General features: G+C 64.6%; 20 protein-coding genes. 14 read left to right on the top strand and 6 right to left on the bottom strand.

The genetic code is table 11. The features are described from left to right. Positions 1-7 precede the first annotated feature (7 nt). Positions 8-850, top strand: coding sequence for an alpha/beta fold hydrolase (locus ACK4TE_RS06445; protein WP_409910668.1), 843 nt, complete (start codon positions 8-10; stop codon positions 848-850). On the opposite strand, the gene ACK4TE_RS06450 is transcribed toward ACK4TE_RS06445, so the two are convergent. Continuing rightward, a complete protein-coding gene (locus tag ACK4TE_RS06450; RefSeq protein WP_409910669.1) occupies positions 847-2433 on the bottom strand; it encodes an AMP-binding protein in 1587 nt (528 codons plus the stop codon). The two genes, ACK4TE_RS06445 and ACK4TE_RS06450, sit on opposite strands and share 4 nt — an antisense overlap. Positions 2434-2584: 151 nt before the next feature. Between ACK4TE_RS06450 and lipA the strand changes: the two genes are divergently transcribed. Beyond that, positions 2585-3553, top strand: coding sequence for a lipoyl synthase (gene lipA / locus ACK4TE_RS06455; RefSeq protein ID WP_409910670.1), 969 nt, complete (start codon positions 2585-2587; stop codon positions 3551-3553). A gap of 5 nt (positions 3554-3558) precedes the next feature. Then, the gene (locus ACK4TE_RS06460) at positions 3559-4035 is read left to right on the top strand and encodes a type II toxin-antitoxin system RatA family toxin (RefSeq protein WP_409910671.1); all 477 of its coding nucleotides are present in this window, start codon (positions 3559-3561) and stop codon (positions 4033-4035) included. Here the strand turns inward: ACK4TE_RS06460 and ACK4TE_RS06465 are convergent. From ACK4TE_RS06465 to ACK4TE_RS06480, 4 genes are all read right to left on the bottom strand, one after another. Then, positions 4013-4504 (bottom strand): CinA family protein, encoded by a 492-nt coding sequence (locus ACK4TE_RS06465; RefSeq protein WP_409910672.1) that lies wholly within the window; start codon positions 4502-4504, stop codon positions 4013-4015. The two genes, ACK4TE_RS06460 and ACK4TE_RS06465, sit on opposite strands and share 23 nt — an antisense overlap. A gap of 20 nt (positions 4505-4524) precedes the next feature. Continuing rightward, on the bottom strand, positions 4525-5310 hold the full coding sequence (locus ACK4TE_RS06470) for an enoyl-CoA hydratase/isomerase family protein (RefSeq protein ID WP_409910673.1): 786 nt from the start codon (positions 5308-5310) through the stop codon (positions 4525-4527). 108 nt (positions 5311-5418) lie between these two features. Further along, positions 5419-5838, bottom strand: coding sequence for an NAD(+)--rifampin ADP-ribosyltransferase (gene arr / locus ACK4TE_RS06475; RefSeq protein ID WP_409910674.1), 420 nt, complete (start codon positions 5836-5838; stop codon positions 5419-5421). Between the two features lie 147 nt (positions 5839-5985). Beyond that, positions 5986-7116: a bifunctional 2-C-methyl-D-erythritol 4-phosphate cytidylyltransferase/2-C-methyl-D-erythritol 2,4-cyclodiphosphate synthase gene (locus ACK4TE_RS06480; protein ID WP_409910675.1), complete on the bottom strand. Its 1131-nt coding sequence runs from the start codon at positions 7114-7116 to the stop codon at positions 5986-5988. A 128-nt stretch (positions 7117-7244) separates the two neighbouring features. Between ACK4TE_RS06480 and ACK4TE_RS06485 the strand changes: the two genes are divergently transcribed. From ACK4TE_RS06485 to hflX, 9 genes are all read left to right on the top strand, one after another. Then, positions 7245-8234 carry a tRNA dihydrouridine synthase gene (locus ACK4TE_RS06485; RefSeq protein WP_409910676.1) on the top strand — a complete coding sequence of 330 codons (990 nt, stop codon included), beginning with the start codon at positions 7245-7247 and terminating at the stop codon, positions 8232-8234. 1 nt (position 8235) lies between these two features. Then, entirely contained in the window at positions 8236-9297 is a 1062-nt protein-coding gene (locus ACK4TE_RS06490) for a two-component system sensor histidine kinase NtrB (RefSeq protein ID WP_409910677.1), read from the top strand. A 1-nt stretch (position 9298) separates the two neighbouring features. Beyond that, positions 9299-10672 carry a sigma 54-interacting transcriptional regulator gene (locus ACK4TE_RS06495; protein ID WP_409910678.1) on the top strand — a complete coding sequence of 458 codons (1374 nt, stop codon included), beginning with the start codon at positions 9299-9301 and terminating at the stop codon, positions 10670-10672. 106 nt (positions 10673-10778) lie between these two features. Then, entirely contained in the window at positions 10779-13043 is a 2265-nt protein-coding gene (locus ACK4TE_RS06500) for an ATP-binding protein (RefSeq protein ID WP_409910679.1), read from the top strand. Between the two features lie 13 nt (positions 13044-13056). Then, positions 13057-14442 carry a sigma-54-dependent transcriptional regulator gene (locus ACK4TE_RS06505; RefSeq protein WP_409910680.1) on the top strand — a complete coding sequence of 462 codons (1386 nt, stop codon included), beginning with the start codon at positions 13057-13059 and terminating at the stop codon, positions 14440-14442. A 24-nt stretch (positions 14443-14466) separates the two neighbouring features. Next, a complete protein-coding gene (gene trkA / locus ACK4TE_RS06510) occupies positions 14467-15840 on the top strand; it encodes a Trk system potassium transporter TrkA (RefSeq protein WP_409910681.1) in 1374 nt (457 codons plus the stop codon). Between the two features lie 3 nt (positions 15841-15843). After that, a complete protein-coding gene (locus ACK4TE_RS06515; protein ID WP_409910682.1) occupies positions 15844-17250 on the top strand; it encodes a potassium transporter TrkG in 1407 nt (468 codons plus the stop codon). Between the two features lie 70 nt (positions 17251-17320). After that, the gene (gene hfq, locus ACK4TE_RS06520; RefSeq protein ID WP_291046379.1) at positions 17321-17569 is read left to right on the top strand and encodes an RNA chaperone Hfq; all 249 of its coding nucleotides are present in this window, start codon (positions 17321-17323) and stop codon (positions 17567-17569) included. A 6-nt stretch (positions 17570-17575) separates the two neighbouring features. Next, entirely contained in the window at positions 17576-18901 is a 1326-nt protein-coding gene (gene hflX / locus ACK4TE_RS06525) for a GTPase HflX (RefSeq protein WP_409910683.1), read from the top strand. Positions 18902-19065: 164 nt separating this feature from the next. Here hflX and mazG read toward each other — a convergent pair whose 3' ends face one another. Further along, on the bottom strand, positions 19066-19896 hold the full coding sequence (gene mazG / locus ACK4TE_RS06530) for a nucleoside triphosphate pyrophosphohydrolase (protein ID WP_409910684.1): 831 nt from the start codon (positions 19894-19896) through the stop codon (positions 19066-19068). Between the two features lie 166 nt (positions 19897-20062). Here mazG and ACK4TE_RS06535 point away from each other — a divergent pair, with 166 nt between their 5' ends. Both ACK4TE_RS06535 and ACK4TE_RS06540 read left to right on the top strand, forming a co-directional pair. Further along, a complete protein-coding gene (locus tag ACK4TE_RS06535) occupies positions 20063-20926 on the top strand; it encodes a 2-dehydro-3-deoxygalactonokinase (RefSeq protein WP_409910685.1) in 864 nt (287 codons plus the stop codon). An 11-nt stretch (positions 20927-20937) separates the two neighbouring features. Beyond that, complete coding sequence (locus ACK4TE_RS06540) at positions 20938-21813, top strand: SMP-30/gluconolactonase/LRE family protein (protein WP_409910686.1); 876 nt, start codon at positions 20938-20940, stop codon at positions 21811-21813. The last annotated feature ends 136 nt before the right edge of the window (positions 21814-21949 follow it).

Raw genomic sequence — 21949 nt, forward strand, 5'->3', positions numbered from 1 at the left:
GACCCCCATGAGCGGCCAGAAACGTCTGCCCAATATCTTGATGGAGGACGTTGACGGCGTCATCCTGCGCACCGCTCACTGGCCCGCGCCGGAAGGCGGCGAGGACAATGTCCCGATGCTGTTTTTCAACGGCATCGGCGCAAACCTCGAACTGACGCAAAGCCTCGGTGACATGTTCCCGGACCGGGAAATCCTGACCTTCGACGTGCCGGGTGTCGGCCTCTCGCCGGTCACGCAATGGCCTTACCGCCACTGGATGCTGGCGCGCTGGACGCGCAAGCTGCTCGACATGTACGGCCTCGAGACGGTCGACGTGATGGGCGTCTCCTGGGGCGGTGCGCTCGCCCAGCAATTCTCCTTCCAATACCGCAGCCGCGTGCGCCGCCTTATCCTGTGCGCCACGTCATCCGGCATGACGATGATCCCCGGTCGCCCGGCCTCACTGTCGCGCATGGTCGATACCCGCCGTTATACCGACCCGGAATTCATGCGCGAGAATTTTGCCACGCTCTACGGAGATATGGCGGACGATTCCGCCGGCCGCCATATCGATGGCCTGCTGCCACCGGACCCGAAAGGCTATCTCTACCAGCTGCTCGCCTTCGCAGGCTGGTCGAGCCTGCCATTCATCCGTTTCCTGAGAATGCCCACGCTGGTGTTGATGGGCGACAAGGATTCCATCGTGCCGCTGGTGAACGGGCAGATCCTGAACTGGGCGCTGCCGGATTCGCGCCTGCACGTCATCGAAGGCGGGGGCCACCTCTTCCTCGTCACACGCGCGGAAGAAACTGCGAAGGTCATCCGCGGCTTCCTGGCCGGGCAGGGCGCCCATGCCGCCAGGGCGGCCTAGTCGCTCATCAGCCGTTCGGCTTCCGCGCGCACGGCGCTGTAATCCACCTTGCCGGTACCCAGCACAGGGATCTGCTCAACCCGGAAGACGCGGCGCGGTACGGAGATTTCCGGCACGCCGTTCTGCTGGGCCCAGGACAGGATCGGCGTGCGGGCGGCTTCCGGCGCTTCGCTCAGCAGCACGACCTGCTCGCCCTTCTTCGGGTCGGGCAGGGTAACGGCCGCATGCAGATGATCCGGCCAGACCGCCGCCGCGCAATTCTCGACCACCGCCAGCGACACCATTTCGCCACCGATCTTGGCGAAGCGCTTCACACGGCCAAGGATCCGGATAAAGCCATCCTCATCCACATCCACAATGTCGCCCGTGTCATGCCAGCCTTCCGGCAGGCGCTCGATCACACCGGGATTTGAGGCGCGCAGATAGCCCATCATCACGTTCGGCCCGCGGATATGAAACCGCCCGCCTTCCGGAATGCCCTCCACGCGCACCAGCTTGTATTCCATGCCGGGCATCAGGCAGCCGACCGTGCCGGGCTTGTTCTTTTCCCACTGGTTGGCGGCCACGACCGGCGCCGCCTCTGTCGCGCCATAGCCTTCGAGGATCTCGATATTGAACTTGCGGCGCACATAGTTGCGCGTCTCGTCCTTCACGCGCTCTGCGCCGCAGACGGCGAGGCGGATGGAGTCCATGTCGCCTTCCGCGCCGGTGCGGGCATATTGCGAAATGAACGTGTCGGTCGCGAGCAGGATGGTCGATGCCGTCTCGCGGATGCGCCGCACAATTTCTTTCGGCTGCAGCGGTGAGGGGTGGAACACCACCTTGATGCCGCCGATGATCGGCAACAGCGCGCCGACCGTCAGGCCAAAGCAATGGAATGTCGGCAGGGGATTAAACACAATGTCCGTATCCGGACTTAATCCGATATGCGCACGCACCTGCTCGATATTCGCCATGATGTTCTCATGGCTGAGCACCACGCCCTTTGGCTCACCCTCGGTGCCCGAAGTGAACAGGATCACGCCTGGCTGCTTCGAGGAGAGGGCGGAAGAAACCAGCCCGGGCATCAGCGGCCCGGCAAGCGCCGAAACCTTGTCACCAATCCCCAGCTTCTCGCGTACGTCTTCCAGGTAGACAATCTCGACCGACTTCGAGAGCTCCGTCATCAGGTCGTGTAATCCGCCAAGCTCGACAAATTTGTGCGCGGTGACGAGGCGCCTCACCTTCGCGGCGCGCATCGCCGCCTTGAGGTTCTTCGAGCCCGCCGTGAAGTTCAACATTGCCGGAACTCGGCCATAGGCCGTAAGGGCGAAGAAGGCGATCACGGAGCCTGCGCCCGTTGGCAGCATCACGCCCACCGATTCGCCCCGCTTCGTGCCCTTCTTCAGGGCAGAGCCGAGGCCGAAGGAGGCGCGGATGATTTCCTTGTAGGTGACGATGCGTTCGTCGCCGTCCACCAGGATTTCCTTTGACGTGCCAAATTCACGCCCGGCGCGGAGCAGGGCGGAGAACAGGTTGATCCGGGTGCGCGCCGGCACATACGGAAGCGGCGCCGGCACAATCGGCTGGAGAGGTTGCTGCATCGGGTTAAGGCCCTGACTCGTTTCGTCCCGTTAGTTTTGTAACATTCTGTCATCTAGCGTCCTGCAAGCAAGCAATATTGCAAGACTGCATATGCAGCCTGCGCTATGACCCGCTTGCTGAATCGGGCGCCGGGCGCCATTTTGAGGGCACATGGCCAACCTCATAGACCTGAAAAACAACGCCCCGAGACCCCGCCACCCCGAGAAACAGGGGCGGCCGGATACACCTGTAATGCGAAAACCGGACTGGATTCGCGTCAAGGCGCCCACTTCGCCAGGCTACGCGGCGACCAGGGAAATCGTGAAGTCGAAGGGTCTTGTCACTGTCTGTGAGGAGGCTGGCTGCCCGAACATCGGCGAATGCTGGGACAAGAAACACGCCACCATGATGATTCTGGGCGAGATCTGCACCCGCGCCTGTTCCTTCTGCAACGTTGCGACCGGCAAGCCGAAACCTGGCGTCGACGAGGACGAGCCCCGCCGCGTGGCCGAAGCCGTCGCCGAGATGGGCCTTACCCATGTCGTCATCACATCGGTCGACCGCGACGACCTCGAAGACGGCGGCGCGATGCACTTCGTCAACACGATCCGCGCCATCCGCTCCGCTGCGCCCGGCACCACGATCGAAATCCTCACGCCGGACTTCCTGCGCAAGGACGGCTGGGAAAACCGCGTCATCGATGCGAAGCCGGACGTGTTCAACCACAACCTTGAAACCGTGCCGCGTCTCTATCTCTCCATCCGCCCCGGCGCGCGCTATTTCCATTCCCTCCGCCTGCTGCAGAAGGTGAAGGATCGCGATCCGTCTCAGTTCACCAAATCCGGCCTCATGGTCGGCCTCGGCGAGACGAAGGAAGAGGTGATGCAGGTGATGGACGACATGCGCTCTGCCGGTGTCGACTTCATCACCATCGGCCAATACCTGCAGCCAACGCGCAAGCACGCCGCCATCGACCGATTCGTCACGCCGGACGAGTTCAAGGCCTATGAGGAAATCGCGCGGGCGAAGGGCTTCCTGATGGTGTCGGCCAGCCCGCTCACGCGTTCCAGCCACCATGCCGGCGAAGACTTCGAGCGCCTGCGCGCCGCGCGTGAAGCGCTGCTCGCGCCGCGCGCCTAGGGCGAATGCCGCGTTTCACCAAAACCCTCCGCGTGCCCTACGTCCCGGCCGAGTGTTTCCAACTCGTCTCCGGCATCGAGAAGTATCCGGACTTCATCCGCTGGATCACCGCGCTGCGCGTCTCTGAACAGCGCACCGTCAGTCCCGGTGTCGAGGAATGCCTTGGCGAAGTAGTTGTTGGCTTTAAGGGATTTGCCGAGCGCTTCTCCACCCGCGTCACCGCCGACGAACCCGCCCGCCGCGTCACCGCGGCCCTGGTGCGCGGCCCGTTTCGCAAACTCTTTGCCGAATGGCGCATCACCGAAAGCGTCGCCGGCGCCTCGGACGTCTCCCTCGAAATCAACTACGAATTCCGCAACCCGGTGATTGGCTTCCTCGCGGCGGCAAACCACGACATGGCAGTTGACCGCATCCTCGCCGCCTTCCTCGCAGAGGCGCGGCAGAGGTATGGCGGGCGTCCTACCGCATCTGCACCTGAATAAGTTTCAGCGCCGTCTCCACTGCTTCCATCCGGATCGCCGAGCGTCCGATATCGCCCAGCTGCAGCATCTCGTGAACCACCGCCCGGTTCTCCCGCGCGCAGGCGATGTGCACCAGCCCGACCGGTTTCATCTTCGTGCCGCCGCCCGGCCCGGCAACGCCGGTGATGCCCACTGCGATATTCGCCCGGCTGTTCTGCAAAGCGCCTTCCGCCATCATCCGTGCGACCGGCTCCGACACCGCGCCATAGTCCGCCAGCACATCGCCCGGCACGCCCAGCATCTCTTCCTTCGCCTTGTTGGAATAGGTGACGAAGCCACGCTCGAACACACTGGAAGAACCTGGGATCTCCGTGAATAAGGCGGCGACGAGCCCGCCTGTGCAGCTTTCAGCGGCGGCGATCTTCAGGCGCGCCTGTTCTGCATCGTCGAGGATCAGGAGGGCGAGGTTGCGCAGGCGGTCCGGGAACATTGGCTGAGACTAGACCCGCCCTAGCGCCCCGTGAAGACCGGATCGCGCTTCTCGATGAAGGCGGCGGCGCTTTCCTTCGCGTCCTCGGTCTGCATCAGGCGGCGGATTTCGGTGATCGCCCATTTGCCGGTATCGCGCCAGTCGGGGTCGAGCGTACGGCGCAGCCCCGCCTTCAGCGCGCGCACCGCCTGCGGCGGGTTCGTGGCAATCCGCTCCGCAATGCCGAGCGCCGTCGGCAGCAGTTCCGCCTGCGGCACGACGCGGCTGACAAGCCCGATTTCCTTTGCCTCCTGCGCGGTGATGATATCGCCGGTGAACAGGAGTTCGCTCGCCCGTTCCCGCCCGACAATCTGCGCCAGACGGCCCAGCCCCGGCGCATCGCAGCAGAGGCCGCGCTTGACGAATATCTCGCCCCATTTCGCCGTGTCAGCCATCACGCGGATATCTGCCATGATCGACAGCTCCGCGCCCCAGCCGAGGGCGAAGCCGTTGATCGCCGCAATCACCGGAATGTCCGTATGCAGAAGAGCGTCCGCTGCCGGTGTCAGCCCGCCGGTCGCCTTCGCCTTCGCCGCCCGCTCCGGCGTCACCGGCGCGCCCTTGGAGAGGATCTTCTTCACATCATCCCCGGAACAGAAGGCCCGTGTGCCCGAGCCCGTAATCACGATTGCCCGCGCATCCGACGTGCGGATCGCATCTTCCAGCGCATCATAGAGATCATAATCCAGCGAGTTCATCGCCTCGGGCCGGTTCAGCGTAAGCAGCGTGACGTGCCGGTGTTGTTCCTTCAGCAAGATGTCAGACATGGCGTTTCTCCCGGATACCTTTTCGCGGAAGCTGTCATGAAGCCCGCCGCTTGGAAATAATGCCGCTGGGGCAGGGGGCATCTCTCCCTTGGGCGCGAGCGCCGGGCGCTAGTCCTGGATGGGTTTGATTCCTGCTGCCTCGAGTGCGGCCAGGCTGGCCTTCATCGCGGCGACCTGTTCGCCAGGATGCCCGACCCATTTCACGACTTCGCCGATGATGCGCAGCGGCTCGCGGGACCGGAAGGACTGGCTGGGATTGCCGGGGAATTTCTGGTCGGTCAGGTTCGGATCGTTCTCAAACTCACCGGTGGGTTCAACCAGATAGATGCGCTGCGCATCATCGCCTGCTGCCAGTTCCGCGCCCCAGATGGCGGCGTCGAGGGTGGCGGTGAAATAGACAAAGGGTGTCTCGCTGCGGTCACTGTAGTTGGACGGAAAATATGCCGCCAGATGCTTGCCGACCGACAAGACGGCGCGGGTGCCGTGGAACCAGGTTTGCTTGAACGGCGTTGCGCGATTGCTTGACATAATGAAGTCCTCCCTCGTCGGCAAAAGGACAGAAAACCGGCATCAGGACTAGTTCTTGAACGGATTTATTTCCTCACCATCTCAGGGCAGAGAGAGGGAGTCATCCTTCGAAGCCAATAGCGGTATCCGGATCACGGTCTTGCCGTTTCAGCGAACCGGTACCAGCACCGCAATCGCCTCCGCCGCAATCCCCTCGCGCCGCCCCGTAAAGCCGAGCCCCTCGGTCGTCGTCGCCTTCACGCTGATCGCATCCAGGGGCAGCCCCAGAAGTTCCGCCGTGCGCGCGCGCATCGCCTCGCGGTGCGGTTTCACCTTCGGCGCTTCGCAGATCACCGTGATGTCGCAATTCGAAATCGCGAAGCCTTTGGCCGCCACCAGTTCCTGCGCGTGTTTCAGGAAGAGGGCGCTGTCGGCATTTTTCCAGCGCGGATCAGATGGCGGAAAATGGTCGCCGATATCGCCGAGCGCCGCCGCACCGAGGATCGCATCCGTCAGCGCATGCCAACCCGCATCCGCGTCCGAATGGCCCTTCAGTTTCGCGGTATGCGGAATGGCGACCCCGCACAGCGTCACATGGGTGCCCGGCTCGAACTCGTGCACGTCAAACCCCTTGCCGACACGGGGCGCGCCACCCGGCGCAAGCAGGCGGGCCAGCATGTCGAAATCCTCCGGGAAGGTAATCTTGGAAAGCCGGACAGAGCCGGGGATGAGTTTCACGCGCGCCCCCGTCGCCTCGACCGCGGCAAGGTCATCAACGAGATCCGGGCCGGCCGATTCCAGCGCCGCGCGGATCGCGCCCAGCCGGAAGGCCTGCGGGGTCTGCACCCGCCAGAGACCCGTGCGGTCCACCGTTGAGAATGCCCCCCCGCGATCCGCTTTCAGGGCATCCGCCACCGGCAGGGCAGGGGCCGCCGCGTCCGCCTGTCCGAGTGCCGCAATCAGCGCGGAGATCATTGCCGCCTCGATGCCCGGCCTTGCCGCATCGTGGATCATCACCGGCGTCTCCGCCGGCAGGTTCAGTGCCCGCAGGCCGCTGAGCACGGATTGGGTGCGCGTCTCACCCGGCTCGGCCCGCACAAAGCGCTGCCCCGCCTTCGGCGCGCCCAGCTCCGGTGCGGCGACCACGACAATGTCCGAAATCTCCGGGTGTGCGCTGAAGGCCTCAATCGACCAGTCGATCACGCGCTGGTCCAGCAGCAACTGCCACTGTTTCGGCGTGTCTGCACCCGCCCGGTTTCCCAGGCCACCGGCGACGATTATGGCTGCTGCGCGAGTCATCGCGCCGCTTCTAGCGGGGCTCCCCGGCTGTGACTATCCCGCGACAGGGAAGTCGCCTCCTGCACGAAACTTGTGCTGCCTATCATTTGGGCGCTTGCCGGAAGGTCAAAAGTCGGGAAGATAGAGGAATGATCAAATTTAAGGCACCTCGGGTCTGGCTCGCGCCAATGTCCGGCGCCACGGACGCGCCGATGCGGCGCCAGGCCGTGCGCTTTGGCGCGCCGGCGGTCGTCTCGGAAATGGTGGCCGGCGAGATGCTGGCAAAGGCCCGGCCGGATGTGGTGCGCCGCACCTGCCGGCATGAGGGCGCGGGTTACTGGATCGTCCAGCTCGCCGCCCGCCGCCCGGAAGATATGCTTGCCGGTGCCCGTCTGATGGCTGAGGCCGGGGTCGATGTGCTCGACATCAATATGGGCTGCCCCTCCAAACAGGTGACTGGCGGCCAGTCAGGCTCCGCCCTGATGCGCGACCTGGCGCTCGCGGGCGAGATCATTGACGCGGCCATCGAAGGCGCTGCCGGCCGTCCGGTAACCCTCAAGATGCGCCTCGGATGGGATGACCATCACCTCAACGCCCCAGAACTTGGCCGCATTGCGGAGTCCAAAGGCGTGCAGATGCTCACCGTGCACGGACGCACGCGCTGCCAGTTCTATACCGGCGCAGCGAACTGGGAGGCAGTGTGTGATACCGTTGAGGCGGTGTCGATCCCTGTCATCGTCAATGGCGATATCGACAGCGTGGCCTCGGCCCGCGAAGCGCTGCGCCTCAGCGGCGCGCATGGCGTGATGGCCGGGCGGGCCGCAACCGGCCGTCCCTGGCTCTTGGGTGAGATCGATGCCGCGCTAGAAGGCCGCCGCTGGCGCGCGCCGGACCTCGCGGAACAACTCGACAGCCTCGAAGAGCAGATCGCGGACTCGCTCGTCCTCTATGGTCCGAAACTCGGCCTGCGGATGGTGCGCAAGCATGTCGCCGCTGCCATCGACCACCTCGCGCTGCCGATGCCGGAGGCGGACCGCCGCCGTCTGCGCGCTGACCTGTGCCGGATAGAAAACCCGGCAGACCTCGTGCGCGCGCTGCGCCCTGTTTATCACGAAAGAATTCCCGAGGAGGTGATCTGAAATGATCGCTATGGACCAGACACGCCCTGCCAACCTGTCAGAAATCGCGCCGGTTGCCTTGCTGCATATCGATCCGCGCCGCCGCATCTGTGATGTGAACCCGGCCGCCGAAGCGCTGCTGCAACTGTCGCGCCGCGCGCTGATCGACCGGCCGCTGAGCGAAGTCATCTTCCACGACTCGCCGCTGTTCGAGTTGATCGACCGCGCCGCACGCAACCCTGCGGAAATCACCGCCCCCTCCACACCGATCTCGGGACCGTCAATCACCAGCCGGACGATATGCGACGTCCGTGTACGGAGTATCGAGGTTGGCGATTTCGTCATTGTGCTGAGCGATGCGCCTTCGCGTGATCCGGCCGAAGGCATTGCCGGGGCTGCCGGTTTCGGTCGCATCCTCGGGCACGAAGTGAAAAACCCGCTCGCCGGTATCATCGGCGCAGCGCAGCTGCTGGAACGGCAGGGTCATACGGGCCAGTCGGAACTGCTCGACATCATCAAGGACGAGGCCCGCCGCATCGAGCGGCTCGTCAACCGGCTCTCGGCTTTCGAGCTGTTCTCGGCGCCGCGCATGCAGACCTGCAATGTCCACGCCCTGCTCGACAAGGTGATTGCATCCGAGCGCGTCGCCATCGGCCAGAAGGTGGAGTTCCGCCGCGATTTCGACCCCTCGCTGCCTGCCATCCAGGGCGACCCGGATCACCTGCAGCAGGCCTTCCAGAACATCGTCCGCAATGCCGCCGAGGCCGCTTCCGAAAATGGCCGGCGCGGCGAGGTCGTCATTCGCACCGCATATGCCGCGGGCCTTGCCATGCGCCAGGCCCGTCTTGGCTCGGGCCTTCGCCGCGCCATGCTGATTTCCTTCGAGGATAATGGCGAGGGAATCCCGCGTGAACGCCAGGCGACCATTTTCGAAGTTTTCCAGAGCTCGAAGTCGGGTGGCCGTGGACTTGGCCTTTCGGTTGTGAGTGAGGTTGTGGTAGCCCATGGCGGTCATATCCGCGTGGACAGCCAGCCGGGCGCGACCCGGTTCACCGTATTGTTGCCGCTTGTGGAGGCCATCTGACATGGCAGACAAGACCGTTCTACTCGCCGAGGATGATGCCAGCATCCGCCTCATTGTGAACCAGACGCTGGTGTCAGCCGGCTATGAGGTGCGCGCGACGAGTTCGCCGGACGCGCTGCAGCGCTGGGTACGCAACGGGGAAGGGGACGTTGTCGTCACCGACGTCTATCTCGGCGACACGTCCATCTTCGATCTGCTGCCCTCGATGAAGCTCGCCCGGCCGGACCTGCCCTTCATCGTGATGAGCGGCCAGAACACCATCCTCACTGCCGCCTCGGCAGCCGAGCATGGCGCATTCGACTACCTGCCCAAGCCCTTCGACATCGACATGCTGTCGAGCCTCGTGCGCCGGGCGCTGAAATCCTCGCCGCAGATCGAGCGGACCATCCATCCCGAGGCGCAGAAGGCGGTGCAGGATGCCGGCCTGCCGCTGATCGGGCGCTCCGATGCGATGCAGGAAGTCTACCGCCTGATTGCCAAGGTGATGAACACCGATCTCACCGTGCTGATCGAAGGCGAGAGCGGCACCGGCAAGGAACTCGCTGCGCGCGCCATCCACCAACTTGGCCATTCCAAGAACGGCAAGTTCATTGCGCTCGACCTCGCTGCCATGCCGGCGGCGGAGATCAACCGCGAACTGTTCGGCGTCAACGGCACCGACGGCGCGGTGCACATGAAAGGCGGTACGCTGTATCTCGACGAGATCGGCGACCTTCCTGCCGAAGCGCAGGCGCAGCTTGTGAAACTGTTGCGTGAGCCTGGTGGTGCGCGCCTCATCGCCTCCACCCGCCGCAACCTCGGCAAGCTTGTCGAGGAGGGCAAGTTCCGCGAGGACCTGTTCTACCGACTCAATGTCATGCGGCTCTCCATTCCGCCGCTGCGCCACCGCAAGGAAGATATCCCCGAGCTCGCCCGCGCCTTCCTTATCCGTGCCCAGCGCCAGGGTCTCGCCGCCCGCACGTTCGAGAAGTCGGCGCTCGATCTGATGGCCGCCTATGACTGGCCGGGCAACGTCCGCGAACTCGAAAACCTTGTCATCCGTCTCGCGGTGCTCAGCTCCGACACGATCATCACCCTCCTGGATGTCGAGCGCGAAATGCGGATGGGCGCGACCGAACAGGCCGGCGGCCATGCCGGGTTCGAGTCCGAGGTCGAGGCGCTGCTGCACCGCTATGTGATGGGCGACCTCGTTTCCGGCGGCGAGAATGGCGACTCGAATGTCCACGGCTCGGTGATCGACCGGGTGGAGCGTCCACTGATCCGCCTCGCCCTGTCGGTGACCTCCGGCAACAAGGTTAAGGCGGCGCAGCTCTTGGGCATGAACCGCAACACGCTGAGGGCCAAGATTAACGCCCTTGGAATTGCAGAAGACTGATTGACGACTACAGATTCCGTGTCTTTAGTGCATCAGTGTTGCATTAAGGGCACTTAATCTGTGTCCGCGCTGCAACGGGGCCGGGGCCCTAACTGAGCCGGATTTTGTGTCGACAGCGTTAACGACCCAGTCACCGAAGGCAAGCTGGGCCCTGTTCGAGGGGCTCTTCATAATTGCGGCCCTCGTCGCGGTGTTTGCCACCTTCATCGCCGTTTCCGGCGCTTCTCCGAACGATCCGACAGCGGGTGCCACACCCTGGCTGCTTGGTCTCAATTTTGTTCTCCTGATCGTGCTCGCAGTCATCGTCGTGCGCGAATACCTCAAGATACGCGGCGGCAGCGGCGAGGGCGGCGGAAAGCTTGCCCGGCGTTTCGTGCTCCTGTTCGGCTTTTCCGCGTTGATTCCGGCGATGGTCGTGGCGATGTTCATGGGCGCCTTCATCACGCGCGGTCTCGACCGCTGGATCGGCGAGCGCGTCGACCAGCTGATGGAGCAAAACACGCAGATCTTCCGCACCTATGTAAACAATTTCCAGGAGAGCTTCGAGTCCGACATGCGCTTTGCCGCGCTCGACGTCGAGAACTTCGCCAAGCAGGTCGATGAGACGCTGAGCGCGTCCGGCAGCCAGGATGTGGCCGCCTATGCTTCGACGGAGTTTTTCGAAGGCCTGCGCTCCGAACTCGCCATCCGCGAGATGCTGACTATCGCAATCCTCGGCCCGGACGGGGTCGACCTGATTGCCGAGGCGAGCGTGCAGGACCCGATCCTGCTGCAGCCGCCCCGCACCGCGTTCGACGAAGCTGATGACGGAGCCGTTGCGACAACGCTGTATGAAGGGCGCGGGATTGCGACCGGGCTGATCCGGATTTCGGCACCGGTGGATGGCTATATCTATGCCGTCAAAGTGTTCGACCGGAACGCCGCGCGTTCGCTGCGCGAAGCAGAGACGGCGCTCGAGGAATACAACGCTGCCAAGCGCAACAGCGGAAGGTTGCAGGCGATCTTCGTGATCGGTTATGCGCAGATCGTCGGCCTCGTGCTCCTCCTCGCGGGTCGCCTCGGGCTGGAAGCGGCAGGGCGCATCACGGGACCCATCGGACGGCTCGCGACCGCGGCGCATGCCGTGCGTGACGGCAACCTGGATGTGCGTGTGCCGGTCAGCGGGCCGGTGGACGAGGTCCACGCGCTCAGCAATTCCTTCAACGCGATGACGGAACAGCTCTCTGGTCAGCAGAGCGCCCTCATCCGTGCCCGCAAGGATGAGGAAGACCGCCGCCGCTTCATCGAAACACTGATCGGCGAACTCGGCGCCGGCGTGATCCAGGTCGACCGCGACGAGCGCATCTCTTTGGCCAACCGGTCGGCGCGCGAAATCCTGGGTATCGCGGACATTCCTGAAGGCGCGCACCTAACCGCCGTTGCGCCTGCTTTCGAGCGCCATGTGATGGACACGTTCGAGCGCAACGCTGGTGTCGATGCGAGCCTGGAGCTGAACATCAACGGCGAGGTGCGCAGCATCCGCCTGAAGACCGCGCCGGAGCCGTCCGGGGGCTGCGTGCTGACCTTTGACGACACAACGCGCCTGATCACGGCGCAGCGCCAGCTCGCCTGGCGGGATGTGGCCCGGCGGATCGCGCACGAAATCCGCAATCCGCTGACCCCGATCTTGCTGTCAACAGAGCGTCTGAAGCGCCGGTATGCTTCTAAGATTGACGATACGGACGGCGTGTTTGACCGCTGTATCGAAACTATTCTGCGCAAGGTCGATGAGATCGCGCGGATGGTCGAGGAATTCTCGACCTTTGCCCGGATGCCGAAGCCGAGCGTGGCGCCCTTCGACATGAAGGCGCTGCTGCAGGGCGCGAGCTTTGCCCAGAGCGTGGTGACGCCGGATATCGAACTCGAAATGGAAACCGATCTCGAAGAGGCGCCGTTCCTTGGCGATGACCGGCTGCTGGCGCAGGCCTTCGGAAACCTGCTGAAGAATGCCGCCGAAGCCATCGAAGGCCAGCCCATCGAAAACGACGTGTCCGGACATATCCGCATCCTCCTGTCGAAAGAGGCCGGCGGGCTTGAAGTAGTGATCGAGGATAACGGCCCGGGCTTCCCGGCGGATGTCCGCAGCAAGCTGCTCGAGCCCTATGTGACGACACGCGAGAAGGGCACCGGCCTCGGCCTCGCCATCGTCAACCGCATCATCGCCGATCATGGCGGCTCCATTTCGCTGCAGAACCGTCCCGACGGCCTGCGCGGGGCCCGCGTGCGTATCACGCTGCCGGAGAATGGCGCGCTGGCCATGCAGGCCGCCGATTTTGGTCAGTCGGACCTGACGCCCGAAGAGGGCCGGGTTCCGAGTTCTTTGAGTTTGTAGAGGAGGCGTGAGAATGGCGCTGGACATCCTGGTTGTGGACGACGAGCCCGATATCCGGGAACTGATGGCGGGCGTGCTCGGTGACGAGGGCTATTCCGTGCGCACCGCCGACACGGCAGAGCGCGCGCTGGAAGAAGTCCGTTCACGCACGCCCCGCCTCGTCATCCTCGATGTCTGGCTGCAGGGCAGCGGCATGGACGGCCTGTCGCTGCTGAAATACCTGAAGTCGATCGACCCGATCCTTCCGGTCATCGTCATCTCCGGCCACGGCAACATCGAAACCGCCATCGCCGCCATCCGGCGCGGGGCGTTCGACTTCATCGAGAAGCCGATCAAGGCGGACCGGCTGATGCTCGTCGTCGAGCGCGCGATTGAATCCGCCGCGCTGCGCTACGAGAACGCCGCGCTGCGCAACCGGGCCGGGGACGAGGAGCGCTGGATCGGCAACAGCCAGGCCGCGATGACGCTGCGTGCCTCGATCGACAAGGTGGCGCCGACCAATTCGCGCGTCCTGATTTCCGGCCCCGCCGGCGTCGGCAAGGAACTGGCAGCCCGAATCATCCACAAGAATTCGGCGCGCGCAACCGGCCCGTTCGTGGTGGTCAACGCGGCGACGATTGCGCCCGACCAGATGGAGATCGCTCTCTTTGGCGAAGAGGATGCGCAGGGGCGCACGATCCGGGTCGGCCTGTTCGAGCGCGCGCATACCGGAACGCTGCTGCTGGATGAGGTGGCGGACATGCCGGTCGGTACGCAGAACAAGATCCTCCGGGTGCTGACGGAGCAGCGCTTCCAGCGGGTCGGCGGTCGGTCGGACGTCAGCGTCGATGTCCGCGTGATGGCGGCGACGACAAAGGACCTGCGCGCCGAAATCGAGAAGGGCAATTTCCGCGAAGACCTGTTCTACAGGCTCAGCGTCGTGCCGCTGCGCGTGCCCTCGCTGGCGGAGCGGCGCGATGACATCGTCGAGCTTGCGGCCTATTTCTGCGAGCGGATTGCCGAGACATCGGGCCTGACCAGCCGCAGCTTCTCGCCGGAAGCGCTCGCGGTGCTGCAGGCCATGGAGTGGCCGGGCAATATCCGCCAGCTGCGCAATCTGGTGGAGCGTATCCTGATCCTGTCGCCGTCCGATTCGGTGCGCCCGATCAGCGTCGACGAGCTGCCGCGTGAGCCCGGTCGGTCGGCCTCCCCGGCGGCCCAGTCCGGCTCTGCCGACCTTGTGGGCCTCTCCCTGCGCGATGCCCGCGAGCAATTCGAGCGGGAATATCTCAGCCTGCAGATTACCCGGTTTAACGGAAACATATCGCGGACTGCCGAATTCATTGGTATGGAGCGGTCCGCCCTCCACCGAAAATTAAAGGCTTTGGGGATAAGCACGGGCGTGCGTCAGGATAGCTGAGACGACCGCTGAAAGGCTGAAGACATGCACGTTCTGATCTGCGGCGCCGGGCGCGTGGGGCAGGGCATTGCCCGCAAGCTGGCCCGTGAAAAGCACGAAATCACGATCATCGACGAGAACGCCGAGCTGGTGGACCAGGTTTCGATTGATCTCGATGTGCGTGGCATTGTTGGCCATGCGGCCCATCCGGACGTGCTCAAACGTGCGCGTGCGGAAGATTGCGAAATGATTATCGCGGTCACGCATTTTGATGAAATCAACATGGTGATCTGCCAGATCGCCCACACACTGTTCTCGGTGCCGTTCAAGATCGCCCGGGTGCGCGACCGCTCCTATCTCGATCTTGCCTGGAAGAACATCTTCTCGCGCGACGGCCTGCCCATCGACATGGTGATCTCGCCGGAGGCGGAAGTGGGCGATGCAATCCTGCAGCGCTTCCGCACGCCGGGCACTATCATGAGCGCGAGCTTTGCCGGCGGGCGGCTGAAACTTCTGGGTTTCGAACTTGCCGAACAGAACCCGCTCATCGACATGCCCATCGACCAGATGCGCGGCGTGTTCCCGAACCTTTCGGCGCGGGTGATCGGCATCGGCCGCGGAACGGACATCCGGGCGCCGCGCGGCCGCGATGTGCTTAAGCCGGGCGACCGTGCCTATGTCGCCGTGCTGGACGCACATGCCGAACGGCTGACCTCCATCTTCAACCGCGATCAGGGCCGGCTTGACCATGTCGTAATCGTCGGCGGCGGCAATGTCGGGCTTCACGTTGCGAAGATCCTCGAACGTGAAAGCCATATCCGTGTACGGATGATCGAGCGCAACGTTGCGCAGGCGAACAAGGCCGTGGCGCAGGTCAAGCGCTCGATTGTCATCCAGGGCGATGGCCTCAATCCCGATATCCTCGCCGAAGCTGGGGCAGACCGCGCCGATTTCGTCATCGCCATCACCGATGATGACAAGACCAACCTCCTGATCAGCAATCTTGCAAAGCGCGCCGGTGCCAAGCGCGCGCTCGCCCTGATCAACGCGCCGGAGCTTGCGAGCCTCGCCGATGACATGCGCGTCGATACCGTACTCGACCCGCGCGCGCTGACGGTATCGCAGGTGCTGCTGCGGATGCGCCGGGGGCGGATCCTCGGCCTGCAGACGCTGGAGGATGGCCGTGCGGAAGTCGCCGAAGGCGTAACGCTGGAATCCTCTTCTCTGATTGGCAAGCCGATTGACTATGACGACTTGCCCGAAGGCGTCGTCGCGGCCGCTCTCATTCGCGGCGAGACGGTGATCATGCCGGGTCCGGATGTGCTCGTGCGCCCGGAAGACCATCTTGTGATCTTCTACGAAACCGAGATGGTGCGCGCGGTCGAGAAATTCTTCCGGGTCAATCCGGACTATTTCTGAGCCATGAATTACGCGTCGGTCGCCCGGGTTCTCAGCCTCCTGATGCTGATCGTCGCGGCGGCTGCCGCGCTGGGCGCAGGTGCGGCCCTTGCGGCGGGCGAGACGGCGCAGCTGATTTCCTTCTCGGTCACGGCGCTCGGCATCGTCGTCGTGGCGGCCAGTGTGCTCCTGATCACGCCGAAGCCGAAGGTGCGCGCGCGACCCTCTGACGGGCTCGCGGTGGTGATCCTCTGGTGGCTGGTGATGCCGGTTGCGGCGGCGATGCCGTTTGTGTTCGGCGTGGCCAACAGTTCCGTAATCGCGGCGCTGCACGAAGCGGCGAGCTGCCTGACAACGACCGGCCATTCGGTGATCGAGATAGCCGGGGATGACTGGCCGGTGAGCCTGATCTACTGGCGCGGCGCGCTGCACCTGATGGGGGCCTATGGGGCCGTGGTCACGGCGGCGGGCATCTTCGCGGCCATCAATCTCGGCGGCCCGGGGGTACACCGTACTGTGCTGTTCACGCTCCCCGAGGGCAGTTTCTTCGAGGCGATGCCGCGTATCCTGTGGCCGGTGGCGCTGATGATGCTGGCGGGTCTGGCCGCTGTGTTCCTGGGCTTGCTGATCAGTGGCATGGCGCCGGCGCGCGCGCTGACCGATGCGGTCAGCGCCATCACCACGGGTCTGGTCGATCCGGCAACCGTGGAGCGGGGTCCGGGCAGCCGGCTTGCAAAATTTGTCCTCGGCTTCGGCCTGATCTTCGGGGCCCTCGGCCTTGCTGCCTGGCTGCCGATGCGGGCAGGGGCGTGGCGCACGCTGGTGCGTGATTCCGAAGCGGTGCTGTTCGTCTTCCTGATCCTGGTATTCACCGGCGTTGCCATGCTCGCCGGGTTGAACCTTGCGGACGGGACCGGCTGGGCGGTGTCCACGCTCTCGACCTCTGCCCTGCCGCTGGGCGACCCCGCCGTGACGCAGGCTATTCCGCTCACGGTCTATGTCCTGCCTTGCCTCGTGGGCGGATCGGCGCTGGCGGCGGCAGGCGGGATAAAGCTCGCCAGGGTGGTCGTGCTCAGCCGTCGGGCCTGGCAGGAATTCCAGCAGCTCGGCTATCGCCGCTCTGTCGTCAGCTTCCGCTTCCGCGACAGGGAACTGGACGAGCGCAGCGTGATCGGCGTCTGGGTGTATTTTGTCGCCTATGTGCTGGCGGTGTTCCTGTTTCTCGTAGGCTTCAGCTTTGCGGGTCTCGGATTTGACGACTCAGTGCGCTTGTCCATCGGTGCACTGACCTCTTCGGGCGGCCTGATGGCCCCGGTGGCCGCAAATGTGGGACCCAGCGCTGAAATTCTGCTGATCCTTGCTATGCTTTTGGGCAGACTGGAGATTTTGACGCTGCTGCCTGCGCTTTCGCCAAGCTTTTGGCGGGGCTGAGGCTTGCGCCGGGCGGTCAAACCCCTTAGCTCCTGCAACATAACAAAAACAACAGCAGGAACATAAGAACATGTCCGCCGACAAGAAACAGAACCTGCAGGACACCTTCCTCAACGCCGTTCGCAAATCCCGCACGCCCCTCACGGTCTTTCTCGTGAACGGGGTGAAGTTACAGGGTGTTGTCACCTGGTTTGACAATTTCTGTGTGCTGCTCCGGGGCGACGGCCGTCCGCCGCAACTCGTCTACAAGCACGCAATCTCCACGATTGCGCCGAGCGCCCCTGTCCAGCTCTTCGATGAGGAAATGGACGGAGACTGAGGCCGATTGACTGACAAACTGATAGACAGGCTGCCCGCGCCGGAACGCGCGGGCGTCGTGATTCCGTGGTTCACCCCCGCTGACCGTCCGTCCCCGGACCGGCTGCAGGAAACGTCTGGCCTGGTCGAGGCGCTGGGCTGTGAACTGGGTTTCGTCCGGCCGGACCATGTGCGCGAGGTCAATTCCTCCTTTCTGCTCTCTGGCGGCCTGGTTGACCGGATGGCCGCGGACCTGGACGCGAACGAGTGCACCATTGCCGTGATCGACGGCGCGCTCACCCCGGTGCAGCAGCGCAACCTCGAGAAGCGCCTCGGCCGAAAGGTCATCGACCGCACGGGCCTGATCCTCGAAATCTTCGGCCTCCGGGCGCGGACGAAAGAAGGCCGGCTGCAGGTCGAGCTGGCGCGGATTCTGTATGAACGCTCGCGCCTTGTTCGTACCTGGACCCACCTCGAACGCCAGCGCGGCGGATCAGGCTTCCTCTCCGGTCCGGGCGAAAGCCAGCTGGAGGCCGACCGGCGGATGTTGGATGACCGGATCGTCCGTCTACGGCGCGATCTCGATGAGGTGAAACGCACCCGCGCCGTGCAACGCGCCGGGCGCCGCCGCACCGGCACGCCGGTCATCGCCCTCGTCGGCTATACCAACTCCGGCAAGTCGACCCTGTTCAACCGGCTGACCCATTCGGACGTGTTCGCCAGGGACATGCCCTTCGCGACGCTCGACCCGACGATCCGCAAGCTCGACCTGCCCTCGCTCGGCGAGGCGGCGCTGATCGATACGGTCGGCTTCATCTCGGACCTGCCGACCCACCTGATCGACAGTTTCCAGGCAACCCTCGAAGAGTCGCTGCAGGCAGACCTGCTGGTACATGTCCGCGACCGCGCGAGCGCCTCGGACATGGAACAGGCCGATGATGTGATGATCGTCCTCGAACGCCTCGAAAAGGAATCCGGCCTTAAACTGCCCCCGATGATCGAGGCCTGGAACAAGATCGACGCGCTGCCCGAAGCACGCGCCCTCGCGCTGCGCAATCTCGCTGCCACCGGAAGCGAGCCCCCGGCGGTCGCCGTCTCCGCGCTGACCGGGGAGGGGATGGACGCGCTGCTGGCGCTGATCGAGACATCCTTGCTCCGTGGACGGCAGGAATTCGGCATCGTCCTCGGCCCCGAGGCTGGCCGCGCCCGCGCCTGGCTGCACCGCAACGGCGACGTGACCGGCGACGAGATGGCGGAAGACGGCTCTGCGCGCCTGCGCGTGCGGCTGTCCGCCGAACGGCTCGGCCAGTTCCGGGCAGAGTTTCCGGACATCGAAGCGACACTGGTGGTTTGAGCGAGCTTCTGTTGACTTGATGCCTCGCCGCTGGCGCGGCGTCCCCCACCCTAAAACCTCCTCACAAGGGGGAGGGGACGTGTCGTTTTGTGGGGCCGAACGAGTTCTCCCTAAAGTGCAACCTGCCGCCTCCCCCTTGTGGGAAGGGCTGGGGTGGGGGCGATTCAGGGTGTGCGCTCCGCCTTCTTCACGCGTTGCCAGTAGGCTTCCTGTTCATCCAGGGACAACGCGGAAAAATCCACGCCTTCGGCCAGCGCTGCCGCCTCCATCGCCCGGAACCGCCGCTCGAACTTGGCGTTCGCCTTGCGCAGGGCTTGTTCCGGATCGATCTCAAGTCTCCGGGCGAGGTTGGCGGCCACGAACAGCAGGTCGCCCATTTCGTCTTCGATATCGGCGGCATCGCCGCTGGCAATCGCGGCCTTCAGTTCGGCGGTTTCCTCTTCGAGCTTGTCGAAGATCGGCGGCGTTTCTGTCCAGTCGAATCCTGTCCGTGCGGCGCGCTTCTGCAGTTTCTCGGCGCGCAGCAGCGCCGGCAGCGACAAAGCCACACCGTCCAGCGCGCTTGCCGCCGCATTCGCCTTCGCCTTGCCGGCGCGCTCCGCCGCCTTCATCGCTTCCCACGCCACTGTCTGTTCGTGTGCGGAGCGTTCGTCCTTCTCGCCGAAGACGTGCGGGTGGCGACGGATCATCTTGTCATTGATTGCGGCGACGACATCGGCGAGGGCGAAGCTGCCTTCCTCTTCGGCCATGCGGCTGTGGAACATCACCTGGAAGAGGAGATCGCCAAGCTCGTCGCGCAGGTCCGCCCGGTCGCCGCGCTCTATGGCGTCGGCCACCTCATAGGCTTCCTCGATCGTGTAAGGCGCAATCGTCGCAAAGTCCTGTTCCAAGTCCCACGGGCATCCGCCATCCGGGTCGCGCAGGCGCGCCATGATGCGCGCCAGCTCTTCGAAGGCGGCGGCCGCTTCTGCGGTCCGGTCTGTCAGCTTTGTCATCTGCGCTTTCCCTTGCACCAGCCCGCGTGTCTTGCCGCGCGCTGGGGCAGCGTGCAAGGCATGGGGGCTGAGCCTGCGCCGTGATTGACACCCCTGCCGGGGTGGGACACGGGAGGTAAGCTGTGCGTATGAGAATCGCCGGGCAGGGGCCTGGCAAGGTGAGGCAATGAACAACGATCTGGCGCTCATCGGGTGCGAATGGAGCGGGTCGCACATTCGCGCCTGGGCCTTTGACGAGGAGGGGGAGATCCTCTCCGCCTTCCATGCCCGGGAAGAATGCGGTGTTGCGCCCGGCCTGTGGGCAGGGCGGCTGGGCTTCCAGCTTACCGAATGGCTGGGGGCGGCGCCCGGCGTGCCGGTGATCACCTGCGGCGCGCCGGCGGCCCATCTGCCCTTCCTGACGACGCCTGTGCCGCTGAGCCACCTGTCCGGACATGTGACCGAGGCAGAAGGTATCCACCTCGTGCCGTGGATCGCGCAAGCCGCACCGGCCGACCTGACCTGCGGGGCGGAAACGCTGCTGTTCGGGCTCGGTGATGCCAATGGCGCCATCTGCATTGCTGGTCAGCATACGCGGCACTGCCGGGTCGAGCATGGACGTCTGAGCGGTTTTGCAACCGACATGACGGCGGAGCTGCGCGACCTGCTGCTCTCGCACGGCTCGCTGGCGCTGGATGCGGCGGCGGCGCAGGCCTTCGACATGGGCGTTTTCCGCGACTGGCTGGAGCGCGCGCTGGATGGCGGGCGGGCCACGCCGGTCTTTGCGGTCGAGGCCGCCATCCGGCAGGGCGCTCTGGCACCGCAGAACAAGGCTGCGGCGCTGGCTGGGCTGATGATCGGGGCGGACGTGGCCGCACATTATGATCCGGGCGACGAGGTGCTGCTGGTGGCCGATGGGCCGCTTCTGGAGGCCTACGGCCTCGCGCTCGACCTCCTAGGCGCGGATGTGGAGGAGACATCCGCCGTGGAGGCGCTGCAGGAAGGCCTGTTCGAACTGGCCGATCTTGCCGGACTGCTCGGCGAAGACTAAACGGCGAGCCCATGATCATCACGCCAGAATGCGTTGCCCCCACAGGATGCCTGACCGGCCAGTCGCCGGTGTGGAACGCTGCGGAGAACCGCCTGTGGTGGGTCGACCAGAAGCGCGCCAAGCTGCACCGCTACAACCCGCTGACCGGCAATACCCGTCGCTATGAGCTGCCCGTGCGGCCGAGCCGGATTGCGCTCTGGGGCGGGTTGATCCTGATGGCGGCGGACCGGGAGATCGGCGTATTCGATCCGGCGGTAGAACTCTACGAGCGCATCACCGGCATCGAGGGCGAACCGGCCACCAACCGCACCGGCGATGGCGGAATCGCCCCGGACGGCACTTTCTGGTTTGCGACCGAGGACGAGCAGGAGCGCGAGCCCTCCGGCGCCTATTACCGCTACAACCCGGACAAGACGATCAGCCCGTTGCGGCTACCTTCGGTGCTCTCGGCGCGGACCTTTGAATTTTCACCGGACGGGCGCACCTTCTACACCTGCGATGCGGCCGAATTTGAAGTGCTCGCCCATGACTATGACCCCGCGACCGGCGCGATCACCGGGCGTCGCACCTTTGCCTTCACGCATGAACTGGGCGGCATGCCCTATGGCGCTGCCGTGGACGCGGAAGGCGGCGTCTGGGTCTGCTTGCACGGCGCCTCGCGTGTGGTGCGCTTCACACAGCAAGGCGATGTCGACGAAGTGATCATCCTCGCCGCGCCGCTGCCGACCGGCTGCGCCTTCGGCGGCGAAGATCTGCGCACGCTGTTCATCACGACGGCGCGCAACGGCCTGAGCTTCCCCCAACTCGACGCGCGCCCGCTCTCCGGCAGCCTGTTCGCGATCAACGTCGATGTGCCGGGCCTGCCAGCGCGGCATTTTGGGGGGTAGGTCTACCCGTGCACCACCTGAGAATCCCTCTCCTAAGGGAGAAGGGGCATAGAGATTCAGGGCCGCGTATCCATTAGATTCCGCGCAATCACCATCCGGTGCACCTCACTCGGCCCGTCATAAATCCGCATGTTGC

Source organism: Hyphomonas sp. (assembly GCF_046313975.1).
Taxonomy (GTDB): Bacteria; Pseudomonadota; Alphaproteobacteria; order Caulobacterales; family Hyphomonadaceae; genus Hyphomonas.